This is a genomic window from Hymenobacter qilianensis (assembly GCF_014638675.1).
Lineage (GTDB): Bacteria > Bacteroidota > Bacteroidia > Cytophagales > Hymenobacteraceae > Hymenobacter > Hymenobacter qilianensis.
In genome coordinates, this window is the sequence record NZ_BMFN01000002.1 from 339,729 (window position 1) to 363,814 (window position 24,086).

The 24,086-nt window shown below is 52.5% G+C and carries 18 protein-coding genes; 6 read left to right on the top strand and 12 right to left on the bottom strand.

Annotated features, from left to right (window positions below; genetic code table 11):
• Positions 1-14: 14 nt before the first annotated feature.
• Complete coding sequence (locus IEW06_RS09360; RefSeq protein WP_187732302.1) at positions 15-722, top strand: DUF4290 domain-containing protein; 708 nt, start codon at positions 15-17, stop codon at positions 720-722.
• Between the two features lie 109 nt (positions 723-831).
• Positions 832-2,136: a UDP-N-acetylglucosamine 1-carboxyvinyltransferase gene (murA, locus tag IEW06_RS09365; protein ID WP_187732303.1), complete on the top strand. Its 1,305-nt coding sequence runs from the start codon at positions 832-834 to the stop codon at positions 2,134-2,136.
• A 68-nt stretch (positions 2,137-2,204) separates the two neighbouring features.
• On the opposite strand, the gene IEW06_RS09370 is transcribed toward murA, so the two are convergent.
• The 8 genes from IEW06_RS09370 to IEW06_RS09405 all read right to left on the bottom strand — a co-directional run bounded on the left by IEW06_RS09370 (position 2,205) and on the right by IEW06_RS09405 (position 12,813).
• The gene (locus tag IEW06_RS09370) at positions 2,205-2,540 is read right to left on the bottom strand and encodes a phage holin family protein (protein WP_187732304.1); all 336 of its coding nucleotides are present in this window, start codon (positions 2,538-2,540) and stop codon (positions 2,205-2,207) included.
• Between the two features lie 89 nt (positions 2,541-2,629).
• Complete coding sequence (locus IEW06_RS09375; protein WP_188548165.1) at positions 2,630-3,739, bottom strand: agmatinase family protein; 1,110 nt, start codon at positions 3,737-3,739, stop codon at positions 2,630-2,632.
• A gap of 189 nt (positions 3,740-3,928) precedes the next feature.
• Complete coding sequence (locus IEW06_RS09380) at positions 3,929-4,567, bottom strand: chemotaxis protein CheC (protein ID WP_223284581.1); 639 nt, start codon at positions 4,565-4,567, stop codon at positions 3,929-3,931.
• Positions 4,568-4,630: 63 nt separating this feature from the next.
• Positions 4,631-6,265: a chemotaxis protein CheA gene (locus tag IEW06_RS09385; RefSeq protein ID WP_187732305.1), complete on the bottom strand. Its 1,635-nt coding sequence runs from the start codon at positions 6,263-6,265 to the stop codon at positions 4,631-4,633.
• Positions 6,265-7,299 (bottom strand): chemotaxis protein CheB, encoded by a 1,035-nt coding sequence (locus tag IEW06_RS09390; RefSeq protein WP_188548166.1) that lies wholly within the window; start codon positions 7,297-7,299, stop codon positions 6,265-6,267. The genes IEW06_RS09385 and IEW06_RS09390 overlap by 1 nt, the downstream gene beginning before the upstream one ends.
• A gap of 103 nt (positions 7,300-7,402) precedes the next feature.
• Complete coding sequence (locus IEW06_RS09395; RefSeq protein WP_187732308.1) at positions 7,403-7,786, bottom strand: response regulator; 384 nt, start codon at positions 7,784-7,786, stop codon at positions 7,403-7,405.
• Between the two features lie 83 nt (positions 7,787-7,869).
• Positions 7,870-8,379 (bottom strand): chemotaxis protein CheW, encoded by a 510-nt coding sequence (locus tag IEW06_RS09400; protein WP_187732309.1) that lies wholly within the window; start codon positions 8,377-8,379, stop codon positions 7,870-7,872.
• A gap of 72 nt (positions 8,380-8,451) precedes the next feature.
• A complete protein-coding gene (locus tag IEW06_RS09405) occupies positions 8,452-12,813 on the bottom strand; it encodes a HAMP domain-containing protein (RefSeq protein WP_188548167.1) in 4,362 nt (1,453 codons plus the stop codon).
• Between the two features lie 350 nt (positions 12,814-13,163).
• Here IEW06_RS09405 and topA point away from each other — a divergent pair, with 350 nt between their 5' ends.
• Positions 13,164-15,629 carry a type I DNA topoisomerase gene (gene topA, locus IEW06_RS09410; RefSeq protein WP_187732310.1) on the top strand — a complete coding sequence of 822 codons (2,466 nt, stop codon included), beginning with the start codon at positions 13,164-13,166 and terminating at the stop codon, positions 15,627-15,629.
• Between the two features lie 75 nt (positions 15,630-15,704).
• Here the strand turns inward: topA and IEW06_RS09415 are convergent, their stop codons facing one another.
• Positions 15,705-16,199, bottom strand: a complete 495-nt coding sequence (locus IEW06_RS09415; RefSeq protein WP_187732311.1) for a PAS domain-containing protein — start codon at positions 16,197-16,199, stop codon at positions 15,705-15,707.
• Positions 16,200-16,225: 26 nt separating this feature from the next.
• On the bottom strand, positions 16,226-16,585 hold the full coding sequence (locus IEW06_RS09420) for a hypothetical protein (protein WP_187732312.1): 360 nt from the start codon (positions 16,583-16,585) through the stop codon (positions 16,226-16,228).
• Positions 16,586-17,011: 426 nt separating this feature from the next.
• Between IEW06_RS09420 and IEW06_RS09425 the strand changes: the two genes are divergently transcribed.
• Together IEW06_RS09425 and IEW06_RS09430 are read left to right on the top strand one after the other, a co-directional pair.
• Complete coding sequence (locus IEW06_RS09425) at positions 17,012-17,704, top strand: SIR2 family NAD-dependent protein deacylase (protein WP_187732313.1); 693 nt, start codon at positions 17,012-17,014, stop codon at positions 17,702-17,704.
• A 166-nt stretch (positions 17,705-17,870) separates the two neighbouring features.
• On the top strand, positions 17,871-18,902 hold the full coding sequence (locus IEW06_RS09430; protein WP_229743085.1) for a Ppx/GppA phosphatase family protein: 1,032 nt from the start codon (positions 17,871-17,873) through the stop codon (positions 18,900-18,902).
• Between the two features lie 71 nt (positions 18,903-18,973).
• Here IEW06_RS09430 and ppk1 read toward each other — a convergent pair whose 3' ends face one another.
• Positions 18,974-21,268, bottom strand: coding sequence for a polyphosphate kinase 1 (gene ppk1 / locus IEW06_RS09435; RefSeq protein ID WP_187732315.1), 2,295 nt, complete (start codon positions 21,266-21,268; stop codon positions 18,974-18,976).
• Between the two features lie 188 nt (positions 21,269-21,456).
• A complete protein-coding gene (gyrB, locus tag IEW06_RS09440; protein WP_187732316.1) occupies positions 21,457-23,439 on the bottom strand; it encodes a DNA topoisomerase (ATP-hydrolyzing) subunit B in 1,983 nt (660 codons plus the stop codon).
• A 349-nt stretch (positions 23,440-23,788) separates the two neighbouring features.
• Here gyrB and IEW06_RS09445 point away from each other — a divergent pair, with 349 nt between their 5' ends.
• Positions 23,789-24,061, top strand: coding sequence for a hypothetical protein (locus IEW06_RS09445; RefSeq protein ID WP_187732317.1), 273 nt, complete (start codon positions 23,789-23,791; stop codon positions 24,059-24,061).
• Positions 24,062-24,086 lie beyond the last annotated feature (25 nt).

Consider the following 24,086-nt stretch of genomic DNA (forward strand, 5'->3'; position numbering starts at 1 on the left):
TTTTAACTTTTCTCATGTCTCTTCCCTCCCCTCATAAGCACGAGCTGCTCCAGCGCGAATACGGCCAGAGCACCTTCCAACTTGTGCAAACCCTGCGTACTATCGAAGATAAGGCTGAGCGCACGCGCCGGGCTCATCAGATAGTACAGCTCATCTTTCGTCTGAACGCCAATTTGCGCGACCAGCCGGACGCTCAGCAGAAAGTATGGAATCATCTCTACGAAATGGCCGATGAGGACCTAGACGTAGACAGCCCATTCCCACTTACCAGCCTTGCCCAGCTGCACCAGCAGCCGAAGCGGGTGCCCTACCCTAGCAAATCGCCCAAGCTGAAGCCCTACGGCCGCAGCGTGGAAGCCATGATTGAAAAGGCACTGACGCTGGAAGACCCGGCGGAGCGCGAGCAGGCGACCATCGCCATCGGGCGGACGATGAAGTTTCTGTACCGCTCTTACAGCAAGGAGAATGCGAAGGACATTACTATACTCAAGCATTTGAAAGAGCTGTCGGGGGGCAAATTGGAGCTCGATCCGGCTCAGGTAGATGCTCAGAACCTATTTGAGTTTGCGACCAACGGCCGGCCCGCGCCCTTTATCGTACCCCAGCCCCGCAACGACCGCTCCGACCGTGACCCACGGCGCAGTGGCAGTGGCGGCAATCGGCGCGACAAGCAGCGCCGTGGTGGCAAAAAGCGCCAGGAACCACAGCAACCGCCCCAGTAATTTTTATCAGGGAGCCAGGGGTTACAAGTCAGGAGCTGGAATCTGGGAAATAACCATTCTATCTCCGCCACTTCTAACTCCTAGCTCCTGAATTCTAACTTCTTTTTTAATGGCCTCTTTTGAAGTAATTGGCGGACACCCGCTCAAAGGCGAGATTATACCCCAGGGGGCAAAAAACGAAGCGCTCCAGATATTATGCGCCGTACTGCTTACCAGTGAGCCAGTTACGATTAGCAACATTCCCGATATCCGCGATGTAAACAAGCTCATCGAGCTGCTGCGTGATATGGGCGTCAAAGTGGGCAAGCTCTCCACCGACACCTACGTTTTTCAGGCTGACAGCGTAAACCTAGACTACCTCGACTCAGAAGAATTTGTAGCCCAGGGCCGCGCCCTACGCGGTTCCGTTATGATTTTGGGGCCCATGCTAGCACGCTTTGGTCAATGCCAACTGCCCAGACCAGGCGGCGACAAAATTGGGCGGCGGCCACTGGATACGCACTTTCTGGGCTTGCAGAAGCTGGGGGGCAAATTGACCCTCGAGGGCAACGACTTTTACCGTATTCGTACGGAAGGCAAGCTGCAGGGCACTTACATGCTCCTCGATGAAGCTTCGGTAACAGGCACAGCTAATATTGTAATGGCTGCCGTGTTGGCCGAAGGCATTACCACCATTTACAATGCCGCCTGTGAGCCTTACTTACAGCAGCTATGCAAAATGCTGGTGCGTATGGGAGCCAAAATCAACGGTATCGGCTCTAACCTGCTCACTATTGAAGGCGTGGAAAGCCTGGGCGGCACGGAGCACCGTATGCTGCCCGACATGATTGAAATCGGCTCGTTCATTGGTCTGGCGGCCATGACCGGCTCCGAAATCACTATCAAAGACGCGCAGATTCAGGAGCTTGGTCTCATTCCGGACACCTTCCGCAAAATGGGTATTCAGCTGGAGTTTAGGGGCGATGACATCTTTATTCCTGCCCAGGATCATTACCAGATTGCCACTTACCTGGATGGTAGCATCCTAACCGTGTCGGATCATACGTGGCCGGGGCTCACGCCCGATCTGCTCAGCATTATCTTGGTGGTGGCAACGCAGGCAAAAGGCACGGTTCTCATTCACCAGAAGATGTTTGAGTCGCGGTTGTTCTTTGTTGACAAGCTCATCGACATGGGTGCGCAAATCATTCTCTGCGACCCGCACCGCGCTACTGTGATTGGCCTTGATCAGCGCAACCGCTTACATGGCATCAGCATGACCTCACCCGACATCCGGGCGGGAGTGGCGCTGCTCATCGCGGCCCTCTCCGCCGACGGGCGCAGCGTAATTGACAACGTTGAGCAGATTGATCGTGGCTATCAGTTTATTGATAAACGACTGAACGCGCTCGGCGCGCAGATCAAACGGCTGTAATTCAGATTTACAAGTCATAAAAAAGCCCCCCAGACGATGTCTGGGGGGCTTTTTTATGGGGTAGGATACTAGTCAATGACCATATCGATGACGCTCGTTACCAACGATAATACAATGCTGAAAAGCAGGGCTGCCAAGAAGCCATCGAGTTTGAAGCCGGGCAATACATAATCGGCCAGCAATACAATCACGGCATTGATAACCAGTAGAAACAGGCCCAGCGTAAGAACCGTGATGGGGAAACCTAGGATTTTAAGAATTGGCTTCAGTACCGCATTCAGTATGGCCAGCACCAGCACCAACAACAGCGCATCCCCGAAGCCATCGAGGTGAGCACCGGGCAGAAAGTAAGCCAGGGCATAGGTGACGATTGCCGTGAGAATGAATTTAAGTAAAAATCCCATTGAGGAAGCTTGATAAGTGAACAAAGAAAATCCGACCCACAACCGTGGGTCGGATTACGGTACGCAAAAAAGCAAATATCGTTGAGAACCTATTCTTCGTCTTCTACTTTCTTCATGTCGCGGGCAGCAATGCGCCCTTGCGATACGGCCATCCAGTTGCAGAGCTGATACAGCAGGCGGGCGCCCACAATACCATTCCAATCGGTGTCGCCGGGGGCTACTTCATTCAAGTCGCAGCCAATAATTTCACGACCAGAGCGCACTACCATCCGAATGAGATAAAGCGCTTCCTCGAACTCCAAACCGCCAGGCACGGGTGTGCCGGTGCCGGGGCAAAGCTTTGGATCGAGGCCGTCGATATCAAAGCTTATATATACTTTCTGGGGTAGCTGCGCGATAATTTTCTTGCACTCCTTCCGCCACGATTTGCCCCCATACAGCTCTTCCCGCAGAAAGCGCTCTGGAAACATGATAATGCGGCCATTGCTGCGCTCAGCCAGCTCTGCTTCCTGCTGGCAAAAATCACGGATTCCTACCTGCACCAGCTTTTTTACCTGGGGCAGTTGCAGCGCATTGTACATGATGGACGCGTGCGAATACTCGAAGCCTTCGTAGGCCGGGCGCAAATCACAATGCGCATCGATCTGCAGAATACCGAACTCTTCGTGGCGCTCCGCCAGTGCGTGAATGTAACCCAAAGGCGTGCTGTGGTCACCACCCAATACCGCTACCGCCTTGCCGGCATCGAGGTGAGCACCGGCTTTTTGCTTGAGCCACTCCAGCAGTGCTTTGCCCCGAACAGTAGCCTGACTAGTAGCCGTAGCATGCTGGGGGGCTTTTTCGGCCGGCTGACCATCTTCCAGCCACCGAATGTAGCCGGAAGTCTGCTCGCGCAGCTCGCGGCTTTCGGCGGCCCAGCTCTCATCTTCCTCTTCCATTGCTAGGCCGAGGCGCCAGGCATCCGCAATGTCCGGATCGTAGAGGTCGACTTGTAAGGAGGCTTCGCGGATAGCGGCTGGGCCCAGTGCTGTGCCTGCCCGATATGAAACCGTCACTTCCCAAGGCACCGGCACCACAATTACCTGCGCCTCTTCAACGGTGAAAGGCAACCCAAAAATGCCCCCCGCGGTGTCTCCCAACGCATTGGGATCGAACGAGGCCAGTTTCTTTTCAAGATTTGATGAATGATAATTCGACATGACAAACGAATTAAAGAAGGAAATAAGCGCCAAGACGGCGCTACAAAAAAGCGGTATTATTTTATAAACTCAGCGCGGAACTGCGCAATAAAAAAGCCGTCATTTTGGGTGGTTCAACCAGCCGCGATTCGTAATCCGCGACAGTTGATATCTACCAAAAATGACAGCTTTTGTGCCTTAGAGGGCTGGTTAACGCGCGGCTTGCTGACCGTTGAGAAAGTCGTAAGTACGAATAATATCCAAAATTTTGACGAAAGTCTCACGGTCGAAGAACAGCATCAACGGCAATTCAACCGAGTTGTTTTTGTCGGAGAACTGTGTGATAACCGAGAAAACCATAGGCTGAAATAACGGATTTTGCGTCACCAACCGGGTTAGGGAAGAATCGAGGTGGCCTTTGGGAGCAATAGGCGGCGCGCCGTAAATATTGGCCTTCAGGATATTAGCCAGCTGTGTTACCAGAGCACCCGTGATAATGTTACTGATTTCCAGTAATAGCGACTCCTGCAACTCATCTATTTCCACCGACTCAGGCTTAGTCAGACGCAAGCATACCCGCGACAGGCGCTGCACATGCTGCCCCGAGAAGAACATCAGCGTTGAGCCATTGAATTCACCCTTGATATCGGACTGAATTACAACGTGGTCCTTCTCGTACACTTTTACGCGCTCCAGAACACTGGTTCCAGGTACCAAGTCGAGGCTGGGAACCTCCAGTAACACGGTTTCCTGGGCAATAGAAGCAAAAGAATCGGCGGCGCGAGCCAAGCCAATATTCAGTATTTCCCGAATAATGTCTCGCTCCAGTTCCGTCATGTGCAAATCCATACAATTCAGTCAGTTGGTACGAAAAAGCCACTATAGGCAGTTTCGAAATCTGCAATACGTGTTTTAAGGTCGTTTGGCCAAGAATAGTCGAGTTAATGCTGGTACATCGAGCACAAGGCATACATGCCCACTGCCCAGCAGCGTCACGCCCCCGAATAAGTCAATGGTATCCAACGGTTTACTCACGGGCTTGATTACAATGTCTTGCTGACGCAAAAAACGATCGACAATCAACCCCAGCTTACGGTTATTATAATCCACAATGATGATGCGCTGCCGCCCCACCAACTCTTCATGAATGGCGGCTGGTAAAGGCCCATCGCCGCTATGAAGCAGGGTTTTCAGGTTTACTATCGGTACGTTTTCCTCCTGAATACGTGCCATCAGCGTCCCTCCTACTACGTGTAGCTCCTCAGGCTCCATAGCCACAACCGAATCGGTGTGCATGAGCGGAATAGCATAGCTACGCTCCTCCAACTCAAACAGCAGGGCTCCTTTTACAGCAATAGACGTAGGCAGCACCAAGGTAAAAACAGTACCCTGGCCTAGCTCTGACTCGACCCGCAATTGCCCCCCAAGCGAGTCAATAGCCAGCTTCACCACATCTAAGCCCACGCCCCGACCCGATATTTCCGTTACCTCCTTGGCCATAGAAAAGCCCGGCTCAAACAGGAACGCCCGCACCGCATTCGCGTCGAGGTTGGCAGCTACATCAGCTCTCACCAAGCCCCGCTCTATTGCCTTACGCCGTACGCTTTCTACATCAATACCACGACCATCATCAGCTACCCGGATCAGTACATCGTCGCGCTCCGTTTGGGCGGAGAGTGTCAGACGCCCGGCGGGAATCTTGTTTGCTTTCTGCCGCTCCTGAGGCGTTTCAATGCCGTGGGCAATGGCATTGCGTACCAGATGCAGCAGGGCATCGGTGATAATCTGAAGGATATTCCGGTCAATCTGAATGTCCTGTCCTTCCAGCCGCAGTGTCACCTCCTTTTGCTCCGATGCAGCCACGTCGCGAACCACGCGGGGAAATTTATTGAAGAGCGAACCGACATTTACCAGGCGCGCATCCATCACACTGTATTGCAGCTCGTCAGTAATACGAAACAGGTGTGAAGCAGCCGCTTGCAGCGCCGGATTTCCAATTTCCCGGCCCAGAGTCATGATCCGGTCGCGGTCAATAATCAGCTCACCTACTAAGTTGAGCAGGTGGTCCAGCTTTTTGATCTGGATATAAACCAAATCAGACAGCTCAAGCTTGCGTCCAGCTTCTTCATCAGTGTCCGACTCGGCGGTAATCAGGATAGGCTCTTCTCCTTGAACTAACCGATCAAGATTGGCAAGTAAATCGTCGGTGGGGGGCATTTCAGCCTCTTCCCCAACGGCCCGAATCATGGCGCCCAGTGTATCGACGCCGGTAAACAACACCGGAACGACTGTTCCAGCAAAGGATTTCTCTTTGTCTCTGATCAAACCAAATATGGTTTCCATCTCATGCGAGACTTCGCCAATCTGATTGTAGCCCATCGCACGTGCGTTGGACTTGAGGTTATGCATAAGCCGAAAAAGCTCATTCAGAGCGGCTGTATCTTCCGGATTTTTTTCCAGCTCACTGATATGACGGCTCATGGCGTCATAATACTCCAGCGCTTCGGACATAAATATCTCCCGGTACTCTTGTTCCCGTGACTTCATTAGTTTACGGTTGCTAGAGTTAGAGAAATACAGGCAGCTGGAGCAGGCAGCGCAGCGCGCTGATTTATAATCTCCGCAATCTGATCTAGTGGCAATACGGCGTTGGCGTGTCCAGCCCGAATCACGGAACCAGGCATGCTAAATAAAGCCGCTGACTCCTGGCTTTGCGCTATAACTTGGCCTCCACGCGCCCGGATTGCTTTAGCGCCCCCGGTTCCGTCCTGCCCCAAACCAGTCAGGATTATACCCAGCGCCCGCGAGCTGGCTGCCTTAGCAGCCGAACGCATCAGCATATCGATAGATGGGGCATCAGCCGACAGGTTGGGCTTTGTGCTGAAACCAATCTGCCATACTCGCCAAGGGCCGCGCTGCACAGGCTTCAGTACCATATTTTGCCCCCCAGGAGCTATAATAATCTGCCCCTCTTCTATGGGCATTCCCGCAACGCCTATTTTAACTGGCAACGGGGTCAGTCGCTGTAAGCGCTTAGCGAATGAAGCGGTAAAGTACGCGGGCAAATGCACCGCAATAAGCAAAGTAGATGGCAAGCCGGGGCACAATGCCTGTACCAGTTGCTCCACAGCGGCGGTGCCACCCGTAGAGGCGCCTATCACCGTCAGGCTCTGGGGCTGAGCACTAACTATATGACGGAGCGGACTAATAAAAGTGGCTACACGCGGCATAATGGGCATAGCCTGCAACTGCTGAAGTACAGCCCGCCGAAATGCCTGTTCAGCGCCTAATTGCAAAGGCGCGATGTAATCATATATTCCCCAACGAGCAGTTACACACAAAACACCCGCCAAAGGAATGGCAGCAGCATAAAGAAGCACCGGACACGAGTGCTGCTGCTGTAACCGATCCAGATCCGGCAGGCTGTACTCGTCCAGAATTACTAATGCGGGCCGAAACCTTCGAGCCAGAATAACCAACTCATCGGCACTATCAGCCGAATCTACCACGTGGAAACCCAGCTCGTATTGCAGCAAGCGAGTCAGTTCCAACTGCACCAAAGCAGGGAGTTTACCAAGCAAAACAGTAAAAGGGACGGGTAAAAAGGGCACGGAATAGGTGGAAGCGCGGAGTAAAAAAGCGGAACGACAAAAGTGAAAGTATGCCTTGGGGGCAAATCTGACCTTAGGCGCCGGTTTCCTCCGAGTTTTGTAAAGCACTGCCTACAATCTCGAGTACCTTTTCCTCGGAGAAAGGCTTTACGATATAAGCCGAAGCACCACTTTCAAGCGCCTCATTCACAATTATTTCCTGCCCCACCGCACTGCACATTACCACTTTCACGGTAGGGTTTACCTGCCGGATTCCCTTCAGCACATCAAGACCCGTATTATCAGGCAGAATCACATCGAGCGTAATCAGATCAGGATTGGTAGCACTCGTCATTTCCAGCGCCTGCTGACCATTGGCGGCCTCTCCTACCACCTCGTAGCCAGCATCAGTTAGCATATTCTTTAGCATCGTGCGCATATAGAAGGAGTCGTCCACGATGAGAATGCGGTTTTTCATAAAAGTAGAATCAGTAGAAGGAAAAAACGGGGAATAAGCTAAACAGCAGTGTTAGCCCTTGTACGGGCTGCCACTCACTAAGATTAGGCTTTGGGTTGAAGCTGCATTATTTCCGTCGGGGTGAGGAGTTTCAGCATATCAAGCACAATAATAATGCGGCCGTCCAGCTTAGCAATTCCCTCAATGTATTTGTCCTGAATGTTGGCATCCTGAATAAATTCAGGTGCTTTCTCGATTATCGAAACCGGAATCGACAATGGCTGCGGCACTTCGCGTACCACCAGTCCAATCGTATAGTCTTTGGCTTCAATCGCTAGAGTATACGTGATGGCTGGCAACGCTTCTGTAGTCGAGCGCAGCTGAAATCTTTCCTCCAAATCAATAATGGCGATGATATCGCCGCGCAGATTGGCAATTCCCTTTACGAAAGAAGGCGTCTTGGGCATACGTGCAATTTCTGGGGTAATAGTTACCTCTTTCACTTGCTCGATGCGAATACCGTATTCTTCGCGCCCCAATCGGAACACAATTAATTGGATAAGCGCTTGCTGCTTAACAACTTTCTTTTCGCTATTCGACTCTATTTCAGGCATGAACAAAGTTGATATAGGCTTGCCACTGCCTCTTGAGAGCAGTAGCAAGCCTGTAATTAGACCTGAGAGGAATTAATTGGCTTTCGCTTTGGCCCGAGCTTTTGGAGCCTTCTTATCGGCTCCATTTGCCGGCTGCGACTCCGCCGATTTTCCATTTACAGGCGCCGGACGCCGCGACGCCGCTTTTTCTGTGGCAGGTGCTTCCGGTGATTTGCCCCCCCGTGCGGGTCTGGCCGCCTGAGTAGTCGTCGCCGCTGGTTGAGCAACGTCATTACGACGAACAGGCCGTTCCCTTTGAGCAGTTGGCTTAGGCGCAACTGTTTGGCCATTACGAGGCTGCGTCATCTGAGCTAAGCGCTGGCGGCTACGACGAGGCTCTGGTTCCGGCTCTGGCTCCAGATACTCCATCAGCTGGAAGGCCGACAGACCAACCTGCAAGTCATCAGCAATGTCTGTCAGCTTTTGGCTGGATGCCGTCAGTTCCTGCATAGAAGTAGATAGCTGCTTGGCCGTACCTGCCACTTGCTGCGTACCAGACGCCGTTTGCTCAGCAATAGCTACAACTTCCTCTACATACTTCACTACGTCGCCGATACTGATTTTCTGAACTTCGGTAGCTGTGAGAATGTCGCGGGAAGTGCGTAGCGTTTCGCCGCTGCTCGTTGCAATGTTTTTAAAGGCGGAGCTGGCTTCAAACGTTGCGTTTTTACCCTTCAATACTCGGCCTTCCATGGTTGAAATAGCCGTAGCAGCTGAGCTTGTATCCTTGCGTACGTCGTCAACCAGCGTAGCGATTTCACTTGCCGACTTGCGCGAGCCTTCTGCCAGCTTACGAATCTCTTCGGCTACTACTGCAAAGCCTCGACCAGCCTCACCTGCCCGGGCTGCCTCAATAGCGGCGTTCAAAGCCAGCAGGTTGGTTTGCGAAGCAATGTCTGTAATTACTCCCAGCGACTTACTGATTTCTTGGCTGCGCGTGCTCAATACTTCAATCGTTTTAGACGTTTGGGCAGCGGCGTTGGAAATTTCTTCCATGTTCTTTACCACCTCAGCCACCGTTTTCAGACCAAGCTGCGAGGTTTGCTCACCCAGGATAGCGGCTTTGTTCACCACATCAGCCTTCCCGGCAGTTTCCTTCGTAGCCTGCATGATTTCTTCAATCAGCTTGAAGGCCTGGTCTGTTTTCAAGGCTTGGTTCTGAGCACCCTCTGCCATTTGCTGCATGGCCAACGCCACGTCAACGGTTACGCGGCTCATCTCCTGACCCTTACCGGCCATTTCTTCCGAGGAAGTCCCTACTACCTGCGACGAATCGTTGATTTCACCCAGCAGTTCGTTTAGGTTTTCAACAGCTAGGTTCAAAGCATTCGACATCGCCATGATGTCGCCAGCGGTGGGTACTTCTACGCGCTGAGTCAGGTCACCTTCCGAAATGGCCCGCACTACGCGGCTAACTTCCAGAACCGGGGAAGCAATAGATTCGAGCAGTTCGTTCAGCGTGTCTACCAGTTCTTTCCAAGAGCCGCTTACACCGCCTACTGTAGCACGCTCCGTCAGCTTACCTTCCACACCCGCTACTTTAGCCACACGGCTAACTTCTACCGCCAAGCGGTTCAAGTCGTCCACCATGCGGTTGATTGTATCGGCTAGTTCAGCAACTTCGCCTTTAGCGTCCAAAGTCAGCTTTTGGGTCAAGTCACCCTGCGATACAGCCGTTACTACTTTTACTAGTCCCCGCACCTGCGTGGTGAGGTTCGAGGCCATGGTATTTACGTTGTCGGTCAGGTCTTTCCAAACTCCGCTCACGCTGGGCACATTGGCTTGGCCACCGAGTTTGCCCTCCGTACCTACTTCCTGTGCTACACGGGTTACCTCACCGGCGAAGATGTTCAGCGAGTCCACCATGCGGTTGATGTTGTCCTTCAAATCCAACAGCTCGCCCTTAACGTCGACCGATACTTTCTGGCTCAGGTCGCCTTTGGCAACGGCAATAGCTACGTTGGCAATGTCCCGCACCTGCGAAGTCAGGTTCGATGCCATGGTATTTACGTTGTCGGTCAATGCCTTCCACGTACCACTTACACTCGGTACGTTGGCTTGACCGCCCAGCTTGCCCTCCGTGCCTACGTCAAGCGCCACGCGGGTTACTTCGCCAGCAAACAGGTTGAGTGAGTCCACCATCTGGTTCAGGTTCTGCTTGAGTTGCAGCAGCTCACCCTTTACATCTACCGTGATTTTTTGGCTCAGGTCACCTTTAGCTACAGCGGTAGCTACGTTGGCAATATCTCGTACCTGCGAAGTCAGGTTCGAGGCCATCGTGTTTACATTGTCGGTCAGGTCTTTCCAGGTTCCACTTACACTCGGTACATTGGCCTGGCCGCCCAGAATACCTTCCGTACCTACTTCGCGGGCTACGCGGGTTACCTCGCCGGCGAAGATGTTCAAGGAATCCACCATGCGGTTGATGTTGTCCTTCAAATCCAACAGCTCGCCTTTTACATCAACTACAATTTTCTGAGTCAAGTCGCCTTTGGCAACAGCGGTGGCTACGTTGGCAATGTCGCGTACCTGTAGGGTCAGGTTGGCGGCCATCGTGTTTACGTTATCCGTCAACTCCTTCCAGGTTCCGCCTACACGAGGCACATTGGCTTGACCACCCAGCTTGCCTTCGGTACCCACTTCGCGGGCCACGCGGGTTACTTCGTCACCGAAAATATTCAGCGAGTCCACCATCTGGTTCAGAATGTTCTTCAGCTCCAGAATTTCGCCCTTCACGTTTACTGTCATCTTTTGGCTCAAGTCTCCCCGAGCTACGGCGGTAGCTACGTTGGCAATATCTCGAACTTGCGAAGTCAAGTTCGAGGCCATGTAGTTCACGTTATCGGTCAGCTCCTTCCACACGCCAGCCACGTTGGGCACCGAAGCCTGGCCGCCCAGCTTTCCTTCGGTACCTACTTCCAATGCCACGCGGGTTACTTCGCCGGCAAACAGGTTGAGCGAGTCCACCATTTGGTTCAGGTTCTGCTTGAGTTGCAGCAGCTCGCCCTTTACATCTACCGTGATTTTTTGGCTCAGGTCACCGCGCGCAACAGCGGTAGCTACGTTGGCAATATCTCGTACCTGACTGGTCAAGTTCGAGGCCATGTAGTTTACGTTATCGGTCAGCTCCTTCCACACGCCAGCCACGTTCGGTACCGAAGCCTGACCGCCGAGTTTGCCTTCGGTGCCCACTTCCTGTGCTACCCGCGTTACTTCGCCGGAGAACATATTCAGCGAGTCCACCATTTGGTTCAGGTTCTGCTTGAGTTGCAGCAGCTCGCCCTTTACATCTACCGTGATTTTTTGGCTCAGGTCGCCCTTGGCTACAGCGGTGGCTACGTTGGCAATGTCCCGTACCTGACTGGTCAGGTTCGAAGCCATATTATTTACGTTATCGGTCAGGTCTTTCCATACCCCGCTAACGTTGGGCACTGAGGCCTGTCCACCAAGCTTGCCCTCCGTGCCTACGTCGAGAGCTACGCGGGTTACTTCGCCAGCAAACAGGTTGAGTGAGTCCACCATCTGGTTCAGGTTCTGCTTGAGTTGCAGCAGCTCACCCTTTACATCTACCGTGATTTTTTGGGTGAGGTCGCCCTTGGCTACAGCGGTAGCTACGTTGGCAATATCGCGCACCTGACTGGTCAGGTTCGAGGCCATGTAGTTCACGTTGTCGGTCAGCTCCTTCCAAATGCCCCCCACGTTCGGTACCGAAGCTTGTCCGCCCAGTTTACCTTCCGTGCCCACTTCCTGTGCTACCCGCGTTACTTCGCCGGCAAACAGGTTGAGGTTGTCAATGGTCTTGTTGATAGTTTCGGCCATCACTTTGAAGTCGCCCGAAACAGGAATTTGGAAGGTCTCGTCTAGGTTGCCCTTGGAGATGTTCTTAAGTACTTTACCTACTTCCAATACCGGAACGGCGATGCTATCCATCAAACCGTTGATATTGTTGATCATGTCGCGCCAGAAACCCGAGGCGTTCTCACCGGAAGCGCGGGCTTTAAGGTTACCCTCTACGCCGGCAACTTTTGAAATGCGCGATACTTCGCCCCCCACGCCGCCGATCATTTCCACCATCGAGTTGTAAGCCTCAGCGATGTCAGCGAAGATGTCGTCGTTTTGCTTGGTCAGCCGCACTGAAACGTCTCCCTTTTTAAAAGCATCTAGCGCATACAGAACCCGGGTAAGCTGCTCATTTACGTAGCCGTCATCCTGCGTTTTATCGAGGTTGCGAGTGCTGACCCGTCTGCGCGTTATTGCGCTACCAATTGGGGCTTCTTTTCGCTGTGACTGGTTATTATCGACTGCAGCAACGGCAGCATCTGTGGATCCCGAAGACAATGCTGAGGAATTAGAAGCCGGACGAGTGGTGGTTTTGGTAGTCTTACCTGAAGCCATACAAAATGTAGATTGCGAAGCGTGCTAAAAAGGCACTGCTGAGACAAACCGGAGAGTAGACCGGTAGCCAGACTTACAAAGGTAATAAACTACTGGCTTACGCGGCAATGGAATTAAGCAGTCATATAGAATTTGTTCAACCAATAACGAATGAACTACTTGCCTAAAATATTTGCTCTTATACAGCTCTAGCAACTCCAACTTTGGGCCTAGCGCTGCACTGATAATTAAGCCGGTATAGGTGAGTGGCCGGATTATTCCATCATCTTTGCGGCAAAATTCAACTTTTGCCCCCCATAGGTCGTTTCTTAGTTGATACCCACCTGTATTTCGTTGCCAATCCCCTTTATATGATCAAAAATTTAGTCATAGTCGAGTCACCGGCCAAAGCCAAGACCATTGAGGGATACTTGGGTAAGGACTTTATTGTCAAGTCCAGCTTTGGTCATGTACGCGACTTACCCAAGGATAATAACGCTATTGATATTGCGAATGGCTTCAAGCCGACCTATGTGGTGTCGGCTGATAAGCGAGAGATAATTGCTCAGTTGAAGAAGCTGGCAAAAGAGGCCGAAGTTGTATGGTTGGCGAGTGACGATGACCGTGAGGGGGAAGCCATTAGCTGGCACCTTGCCGAAACGCTGAATCTGACCGACGCCAAAACGCGCCGTATTGTATTCCGCGAAATCACTAAGAACGCTATCCTTAACGCTATTGCTACTCCCCGGGAGATAGACCTGAACCTGGTAAACGCGCAGCAGGCTCGTCGTGTGCTTGACCGTCTGGTTGGCTTCGAGTTGTCGCCGGTGCTCTGGAAAAAAGTTAAAACGGGGTTGTCGGCTGGTCGGGTACAGTCGGTGGCGGTGCGGCTGGTTGTAGAGCGGGAGCGTGAAATCAATCAGTTTAAAACCTCATCTGCTTACCGTGTTACAGCGCGCTTCGATGCTGGCCGGGGGGCAATTCTGGAGGCTGAGCTACCGACGCGCTTCAAAACTGAAGCTGAAGCCCAGGGTTTTCTGGCTCGTTGCGTGGGGGCCATTTATCAGATCGAAAACCTGGAAAAGAAGCCAGGCAAACGCTCGCCAGCGCCACCTTTCACCACCTCTACGCTTCAGCAGGAGGCTTCCCGCAAGCTGGGTTTCTCCGTGGCCCAAACCATGAGCGTAGCCCAGAAGCTGTACGAAGCTGGTAAAATCAGCTACATGCGTACTGACTCGGTAAACTTGTCGCAGGATGCGTTGGCTGCTGCTCACGTGGAAATAAGCCGGGCATTTGGTGAAGAATACGCTCACAAGCGTCAGTTTAAAACAAAGTCAGCCTCAGCCCAGGAAGCGCACGAAGCCATCCGGCCCACCGATTTTGCCCTGGTAAAATCAGGTTCCGACTCCCAGGAACAGCGCCTCTACGATCTGATTCGTAAGCGGGCACTGGCTTCGCAGATGGCCGACGCAACGGTGGAGCGCACCGTGGCTACTATTGGCATCAGCACGCAGGCGGGCACTACGCTTACGGCTACTGGTGAGGTAATTACCTTCGAGGGTTTTCTGAAAGTATACAGCGAGTCGAAGGATGACGAGGAGGAAGATGGTGATTCAACTTTCTCTCGTGGTTTGCCTCCCCTGACGGTTGGCCAGCAGCTGCCTTTGCAGCTACTGCGCGCTACGGAGCGGTATGCGCAGCCGCCAGCTCGCTACACGGAAGCATCGCTGGTAAAGAAGCTGGAGGAAATGGGTATTGGCCGGCCTTCTACCTATGCTCCAACCATCAGCACGATTCAGAAGCGCGGCTACGTTGAAAAAGATACTCGTGAAGGCAAGGAGCGCAAGTTTCGGGTGCTCACGCTGGAAGGCGAGGAGGTGAAGACGGAGGTTAAAACGGAAACGTACGGAGCTGAAAAAGCGAAGATGTTTCCGACCGATACCGCTATGGTAGTTAACGACTTCCTGGTGGAGCACTTTCCTATTATTATCGACTACCAGTTTACGGCCAAAGTTGAGGGCGAATTTGACCTTATCGCCAACGGTCAGGAGAAGTGGGGCGATATGCTTTCCAACTTCTACGGAGCATTTCACGAAACCATTGAGCGTGGTCAGGACATTGAGCGCAGCACATTGGGCTCGAACCGCGAGATTGGCATTCACCCCGAAACTGGGCAGAAATTGACCGCTCGTTTGGGTCGTTACGGCCCTTATGTGCAGATTGAGCCGAAGGAAGGCTCCGAGGAGAAAGCCGTGTACGCAAGCCTTCGCAAAGGCCAGTTTATCGAGAATATTACGCTGGAAGAAGCGCTTGATCTGTTTAAGTTGCCGCGCATCGTGGGGCAGTTTGAGGAAAAGGATATGACGGCTTCACTCGGTCGTTTTGGTCCTTACATCCGCCACGACAGCAAGTTCTACTCGCTTACCAAGGAGCAGGATCCGCATACTATTACCGCTTCGGAAGCTATTGAGCTTATCGAAGCCAAGCGTAAATCGGATGCAGAGCGCTTGATCAAAAGTTTTCCGGAGCGCGAAGACGTACAAGTGCTGAATGGCCGCTTCGGTCCATACATTGTGGTTGGCAAGAAAAACGTGAAGATTCCTAAGGGCGAAGAGCCGCAGGATCTTACGCTGGAGCGCTGCCTGGAACTGGCTGAGCTTACTCCTGATAAACCCGCTAAAGGTGGTCGCTTCGCCAAAAAAGCGGTGGAGAAAACCGTGGATGAGCCTGCCATTGCCAAGAAAAAGCCAGCCGCAAAGAAGCCAGCCGCTAAAAAGGCCGCCACAACCAAGAAGGCTGCGCCCGCGAAGAAGGCGGCAGCAGCGAAAGCGAAGTAGCAGATTAGTATAGCGCGTGAAAAAGCCCCCCAGAAATGATCTGGGGGCTTTTTTATGTAGCAAGTGACCTGAATATTATTCGCCTAAACGCTGGCGCAGACTCTGAACCTCACGCTCCAACTCTAGGTTGCGAAAGGTGACTTTCATTTCCAGATCAGCATAAGCGCTCTCCAACCGTTGCTGAAGCTGCTTTTGCTCATGAATATCGGTGCAGGTACCAAACCATTGCTCAATGTTGCCTTGCTCATCGATGCGAGGCAAGGCTTGGCCCAAAAACCAGCGGTAGGAACCGTCTTTGGAGAGAAACCGGTATTCGATTTCGTAAAACTCCCCGGTAGCCAGCGAATGCCCCCAGCGCTCGCGGGCGCGCTGGCGGTCGTCGGGGTGCAGCAGGTTGTTCCACATCTCGCTGCCGCGGCTTTGCTCCACGGTATAGCCTGTATAGTCGATCCAGCGCTGGTTGAAATAGGTGTGGTAACCAGCAGGGTCCGTAATCCAGACCAGTTGAGGAATTAGCTCGGCCAGAAAGCGAAATTGCTGGGCGTTAAATTGGGTATCAACAGATGACATAACGTAGAAAGTAGCGAAAAGCGAAATCAGGGCCGGGCGAGCTGCATTTCCATGCCCGACTGAAAATAAAGACTAAGCTGGCTCTGGGCTCCATCGGTAGAGCGGCGCAAGCGCGTGACTAAAGCACGTGTTTCCTCGCGCGCCAAGTGCATTTGCAGGTAAGGGCGACTAAGCAAACTATCACGCTCCACGCTCCACTGACCGTTATCTTGCTGGGTGGGAGCTTCTACATGCAGCAAGCCAGGCTGCAACTGAAGGTGCGTCGCCTGAGCCAAGGCGGAACCCGGGTCGTTCCGATTCAGCACCCGATCAGCCACCCGCCAGTTGCCGGTAAGGTAGTCGTCGGGCAACTGCTGGAGATTAACGTCAAATAAAAGGTCGATCATAAAGGAGCTAAGCAGATCGGATTAGATACAAATTTACTTAATGTCGTTTTGATCTCAACAGTAGCTGAGTTTAGTACAGAGTAAACTCAAACCTACTAAGAAGATTAAGCTGGACTGTAGGGCGTAAACCCATTATAGACCCGTTTAATTCAACTGAGCGCATATTTTAGCTAGTATCGTTAGTATAACAGCGACTTAAACACTTTTGATCTTCTGGCTTACATCAATTTTTGCTTTTGATTAGCAGTAACAAAAGATCTAGCCGAAGTAAAAGACTTAAATGGACATGAGAAAACGTTTAGCAAGCACATAGTATTCATGCTTTTACGTAAGCCAGCTAAGGTGAATCCGGATACGGTTAGCCGTTTTCTAGTAGTTATTTGCATTCAGAAAAAGATCTTTCACCCGACAAACTCCCTTTAACCTGTGTCGAAAAAAATAGTAGTACTAACTGGTGCTGGCATCAGTGCCGAGAGTGGCTTAGCTACTTTCCGCGGCGCTGATGGTCTCTGGGAAGGTCATCGCATTGAGGACGTAGCCTCACCTGAAGGATGGGCACGCAACCCTGAGCTGGTGCTTGACTTCTATAATCAGCGGCGTAGCGCAGCCCGCAAAGCCCAGCCGAACGCTGGCCACCATGCCCTGGTAGCGATGGAAAAAGGCTATGAAGTGGTTATCGTAACCCAAAACGTAGACGATTTGCACGAGCGAGCCGGCAGCAGCCGGGTTATTCACTTGCATGGTCAGTTATTTCAGTCGCGCAGCACGCGCCATGAGGAGCTTGTGTACCCCATGACCAGTGACCGTATTGAGATGGGCGAACTATGTGAAAAAGGCCACCAACTACGCCCCAACATTGTTTGGTTTGGGGAAGCCGTGCCGTTGATGGAGCGGGCCATTGAAGAGGCTGCTACCGCCGATATTTTTATGGTGGTAGGCACCTCATTGCAGGTGTATCCGGCGGCCGGACTGCTGCAATTTGCCCCCCAGCACTGCCCTATCATCGTAATTGATCTGCATCAGCCGCCCTTGGCAGGCCGACGCAACGTGCGCTTCGTGGCGGAGCCCGCCAGCACGGGTGTTCCGCGCGTAGCCACGGAATTGCTGTCGGAGTATTAAGCAGAAAGCGGGCTGTGCCTAAAACAGCTTCGCCTGATCAGGCGTAAGCTTAGCGCTGCCCCGTAAACCTGTACTGCTCGCTTCGTATGGTTTTTTGGCCAATGAGAGGTAATGCTCAGAGGCTATTTTTCCTTCTTTTAAGCCTACTTTCGACAAAGGCTTATCTTTGAAGCTTAATTCCTCTTCCACCACATCAACCTACCTGATGGAGTATCCCCTACTGAAACTAGCCGCCATTGACATTGGATCGAATGCTGTACGGTGCCAAATTTCGGCTGTTCTGGTTTATGGGGGGCGTTTTCGGTTGAAGCGCGTGGAGTACGTGCGCTACCCAATGCGCCTGGGGGAGGATGTGTTTGCCACCGGTGACATCTCGCCCGCCAAGGCTGATAAGTTTGTTAAGTTTCTGCATTCGCTGAAGCTGCTGATGGAAGTGCACGAAGTAGCGCACCACTTGGTTTGCGCCACTTCCGCCATGCGCACCGCCAAAAACGCTCCCGCTTTGGTTGCGCGCGTGCGCAAAGAGCTAGGACTAACTATCGAAGTAATTGATGGTCAGGACGAAGCCATGTACATCAATAGCGTAATTGAGCACGTGCTTGAGGACAATAAGCATTATCTGCACATTGATGTAGGCGGGGGCAGCACGGAGTTTAATATTTACCACAACCGCCATAAAGTGGCTACGCAGTCGTTTGAAGTTGGCTCCATTCGGCGGATGCAACAGGCAGAGACTGGCCTCAACACGGATGCTCTTAACGGCACTTGGGAGCGGATGGAGAAATGGGTAACCGAAAACGCGCGTCGCTACCATGTCACGCGGGCAATTGGTACCGGCGGCAACATCAATAAGCTGTATAGCTTAGCCAAAACCCAAACCACGCTCGATAAGCCCATCACCCGCAAGCGCATCGCCACTCTGCTGGACAACCTGACCAAGATGACCATGGATGAGCGGGTGAATGTGGCCATGCTCAACCCAGACCGCGCCGATGTGATCGTGCCGGCGGGCCAAATCTATCTTTCTGCTATGGAGTGGGCCAACATCAATAATATGCACGTCCCCGATATCGGCTTGAAGGACGGTATGCTGCAGACGCTGTTTGAACGCCATTTTGAGGACTTTCGCCCGGTCAATGACCACTCTGCTATTCCGCCGCACCCCGATGTTCAGAACTCGCACAGCGGAGCCGAATAGGATGGTAAAGCACAAAAAAGCCCCCCAGACGCTGTCCTGGGGGGCTTTTTTGTGTTGAGATAAAGTACTGATTAAACGTCCTGAGGAGATTCGCCACCGGGCAAATCCTCCTCGGTGGTGGAGTTGAAAGTTGCCAGCTCAGCTTCCATTTCGGCATCTTCCATCTCCGCATCCGTTGGAAAGTCCGGGGCAGTTAAAGGTGGGCCTTCATTGGAGGCAGCATTGTCCGTTTGCACATCCGCGCGCGTGAGCCACTCGTCATACAAGGAGCTTTCGGACACAGCCGCGTAATGGCGATGATAAAACTCCTTGTGCACGTTGAAAACAGGCTCATCAGGGGCTGGGATGCGACGCACGTATGCCCCATCCTCCCGCATCAGGTACGTATTCTGGTTGTCTTTAAGATTGAAATACAGAATGTTAATCGCCTCCCGCTTTAGGGCCGGGTTTACAATCAGGAATAGTGCTTCAATGCGCCGGTCAAAGGAGCGCACCATCAAATCGGCGGAGCCTGCATACACTTTGGGCTGGCCGCCGTGATGGAAGTAAAACATCCGTGAGTGCTCTAAATAGTCGCCCACAATGCTGCGCACCTCAATATTATCGCTCAGGCCAGCCCGGCCCGGCCGCAGGCAGCAAATACCCCGCACGATAAAGCGAATAGGCACCCCGGCCTTACTGGCCTTGTAAAACTCATCAATCATCTCCTTGTCTTCCAAGGAGTTCATCTTCATCACAATGCCGCTGGGCAAGCCTTTCTTCGCGTTTCGAATCTCCTCCCGAATCAGATGAATGAGCTGCTGACGCATATCCTTCGGCGCCGTAATCAGATACTCATAGTCATCGGGCTGAGAATGGCCGGTGATTACGTTGAAGAATTCTGACACGTCGTGGCCGTATACATCGTTGGTCGTCAGCAAACTCACGTCGGTATAGATACGCGACGTTTGCTCGTTGTAATTGCCTGAGCCCAAGTGCACATAGCGCGTCACCTTCTCTCCTTCTTTGCGGATGATCATGAGCATCTTGGTGTGCGTCTTATACTTGCTCACCCCATAGATGACAAAGCAGCCAGCCTTCTCCAAGCGGGCGCCTTCCCGAATATTCCGTTCCTCATCAAAGCGCGCCTTCACTTCAAACAGCACGGATACGTGCTTGCCGTTTTCGGCCGCTTTGAGGAGTGCCGCCGTCACTCGCGAGTCGTCGGCCAGGCGGTAAATAGTTTGCTTAATACCCAGCACATGAGGGTCTTCGGCGGCCCGCTCCAACAGGCGCACCACCGGATCGATGCTGTTGTAGGGATGATGCAGAAGCACATCGTGGTGCTTGAGGTACTCAAACATGTTGTCTTCGGCACCCTCGGGCAAGCTAAGCGGGGCCACGGGAGCCGGTTGGCGGGCGGCTTTTCCCCGGAAGTTGGGGTGCTTAAGAATTTGCAGCAGCCCTTTCATATCAATCATGGAATTGATAACGAACACGTTGCCATTATCAATTTTCCAGCGCTCCTTCAGAACTGCCATGAGCACCGGCGACGCATCCTTCTCCACTTCTAGGCGCACCACGCGGCCCTTTTTGCGGGTTTTTAAGCCAACCTGAATTTCCTTGATAAAATCAACGTCGATATCGTCTGACTCTTCCAGCGTAAAGTCGCCGTTGCGGGTGATGCGGAACAGGTTAGCCGACTCGATGTCGACGTTCCGAAACAGCTTGGGCAAGTTGGCGCGCACGATTTCCTCAATAGGCACAAAAATCACCTTGTCTTTGCGCGTCAGCTCAAAAAAGCGCGACAAATTCTGCGGAATCTGTACGAAGGTGAGGCGCTCCTGCCCCTTCTCCCCTTCCGCCTCCGTGCGCGTCACCACACCCAGAATCAGCATCTGATTCATCATCAGCGGGAAGCCATGATACGAGTCGTACACCATGGGCGTGAGCAGCGGAAACAGCGTGTTTTTGAAGTAGCCATCGGCCTTCTTCAGCTCCAGTTCCGTCAGCTCATCCATCCGCAGAATGTTGAAGCCGTTTTTCTCAAACTGTGGCTTCAGCTCATTCAGGTACGTGAGTGATTGGTCGTTTACGAAGCGGTGGGCAAAATCCAACAACTTGCGCCGAAACGGCATTTCCCGCAGCCCTGAATAGTCGATACGCTCCTTCCCGTAGTCGATATAATTGTACAGCGACCCCAGCCGAATCATGAAAAACTCGTCGAGGTTGGAGCAGGTGATACTCATGAATCGCAGCCGGTCAAACAAGGTGCGCGACGGATCTTTGGCTTGGTCGAGGACGCGATAATTAAAGCGCAGCCAGCTTAAGTCGCGGCTGATATACTTGCTTTTGCGGATAAGGTCAGCTGATTTGAAGAGTTTCATAGCGAAGAATAAGGCGCAAGTGGCAAGTTACAGCGCCACACCTGTCATTCCGAACAGACAAAGGAATCTATACTAGTTGTTACTAAAAGATAACTCCAAAATTTGGATCATGGTATGTTTTGCTAGATGTAGTTGTAAACAAAAAAAGCCCCCCAGCACGCTGGGGGGCTTTTTTGCTACTACTGCCTCTATACGTCCAGCTTGGCGTACTTGGCATTTTTCTCGATGAATTCACGGCGCGGCGCTACTTCGTCGCCCATGAGCATAGAGAACAAATGGTCAGCTTCCGCAGCCGACTCCACGTCTACACGCTTCAGCGAACGGGTATCGGGCTGCATAGTAGTGGTCCAAAGCTGCTCGGCGTTCATTTCCCCGAGACCCTTGTAGCGCTGCACGTTCACCGTTTCGGGCTTACCGCGGCCTAGCTCTTCCTGAGCAACCTGGCGCTCCTGCTCGGTCCAGCAATAGCGCTCTTCCTTACCACGCTTCACCAGATACAAGGGTGGCAGCGCAATGAAGATGTAGCCATTGTCGACCAGTGGCTTCATATAGCGGAAGAAGAAAGTCAGAATCAGGGTACGAATGTGCGAACCGTCAATATCAGCATCGGTCATGATGATGATTTTGTGATAGCGCAGCTTTGAGATGTTCAGGCCCTTAGGATCGGCCTCAATGCCCGCTTCCACATCGGCCGGAGTGCCAAACGACACGCCCAACGCGGTAATCATGTTCTTGATTTCCTCGTTTTCGTAAATGCGGTGCTCCTGGGCTTTCTCCACGTTCAGGATCTTACCCCGCAATGGCAGAATAGCCTGGAAGGCCCGGTTGCGGCCCTGCTTGGCAGTACCGCCAGCCGAGTCGCCCTCGACCAGATACAGCTCGCAGATTTCCGGATTCGACTCGGAGCAGTCGGCTAGCTTACCAGGCAAAGAGTTCGAGCCCAGCACGGTCTTGCGCTGCACCATTTCGCGGGCCTTACGGGCCGCAATACGAGCCCGAGCTGCCAGAATCACCTTCTCAACGATAATACGGGCTTCTTTGGGATTCTCTTCCAGGTATTGGTTCAGGATTTCGCCCACTGCCTGGTTTACAGCGCCACTCACATCGGAGTTACCCAGTTTGGTCTTGGTCTGGCCTTCAAACTGAGGCTCCTGCACTTTCACCGAAATGACAGCGGTCAGGCCTTCGCGGAAGTCGTCGCCCTGAATCTCCACCTTCGCCTTCTCCAGCATACCCGACTTGTCGGCGTAGGCCTTCAGCGTACGCGTAAGGGCCGAGCGGAAGCCAGCCACGTGCGTACCACCTTCGATGGTATTGATGTTGTTGACGTAGCTAAAAATGTGCTCCTGGTACGAGTCGTTGTATTGCAAAGCAACCTCGACCGGCGTGCCACCCTTCTCACTGATTACGTGAATTGGCTTTGGCATCAGCACTGTACGGCCAGCATCAAGGTAGCCAACAAACTCGCTCAGGCCGCCCTCCGAATAAAACTCTTCATAGAGGAAGTTGCCGTCCACGTCATTATCGCGGCGGTCGGTGAGCGTGATGCGGATACCTTTGTTCAAGTACGACAGTTCGCGCAGACGAGTGGCAATGGTTTCGTACTTGTAAACCGACTCCGTGAAGATAGTATCATCAGGCAGAAACTCTACCTGCGTGCCGTGCTCTTCGGTATCACCAATTTGCTTTACCGGATACTGCGGAACTCCGATTTTGTACTCCTGCTCGTAGAGGTGGCCATTGCGGCGCACAGTTACTTTCAGGTCTTTGCTGAGTGCATTCACGCAGCTTACGCCTACGCCGTGCAAACCGCCGGAAACCTTATAGGAATCCTTGTCGAATTTGCCCCCCGCGTGGAGCACTGTCATTACAACCTCTAGGGCTGAACGACCTTCCTTTTGGTGGAAGTCGACGGGGATGCCGCGACCGTTGTCGCGGACGGTAACTGAGTTATTTTCGTTGATGGTGACTTCAATTCGGTCGCAGTGGCCGGCCAAGGCTTCATCGATTGAGTTATCGACTACTTCCCACACCAAATGGTGCAGGCCCTTAACCCCCGTATCACCGATGTACATCGATGGCCGCTTGCGTACGGCTTCCAGTCCTTCCAGTACTTGAATACTATCCGCAGAGTACTCAGCGGGGACTCTTTTCTCTTTCGTTTCGCTCATGGAATGCGGGTAAATTCAGCGTCAGTGTTAATAGGCAAAGATACCATTTTTAATCGGTTTTTGCCAGCCAAACCCGGATTGGACCCCCTATGCTAGCAATCAAAATGGACCTGCTTTGCAGATTGATTAACAGCCGCTTTTGGTACTACCCGCTTATATACAGAGAGCGTATCATATCACAATTTTATACAACCCTCGGTTGCCATTTAACGCCACTTTTACCAGCCTCATTAGCATTACTTGCTCCGGGCAAAGCGCATCATACCTGCTACTATAGCTCTTGTACTGATCAACCAAACGGAACTCTGCCCTATGGATCGTAGTTCTGAAACCTGCTACATTTGCCTCTATGTCACACGAAGTTGCCAACCTTACGCTAGCCGAAGCTACTCGCCACGCTCCATTCGTTGAGTATGCCCGCTGCCTCAATGCCGCCGACCGACCTTTCAATCACAGCGGTGATTGGCCTGAGGAAGGCCAGTTTTATCCTGTGCGTGTCGTTGACTCTCATTTGGAAGGCATTCCTTTAGTCCATGTATTGGGCTTTCAAGCAGAAGCGCCTTACTTTAATGCCTTTGCTCCTCACCGCTTTGAGCTGCTGTATACCGTCTGGTTAAATTAAGCCCATCACATCGAAACGCAGTATC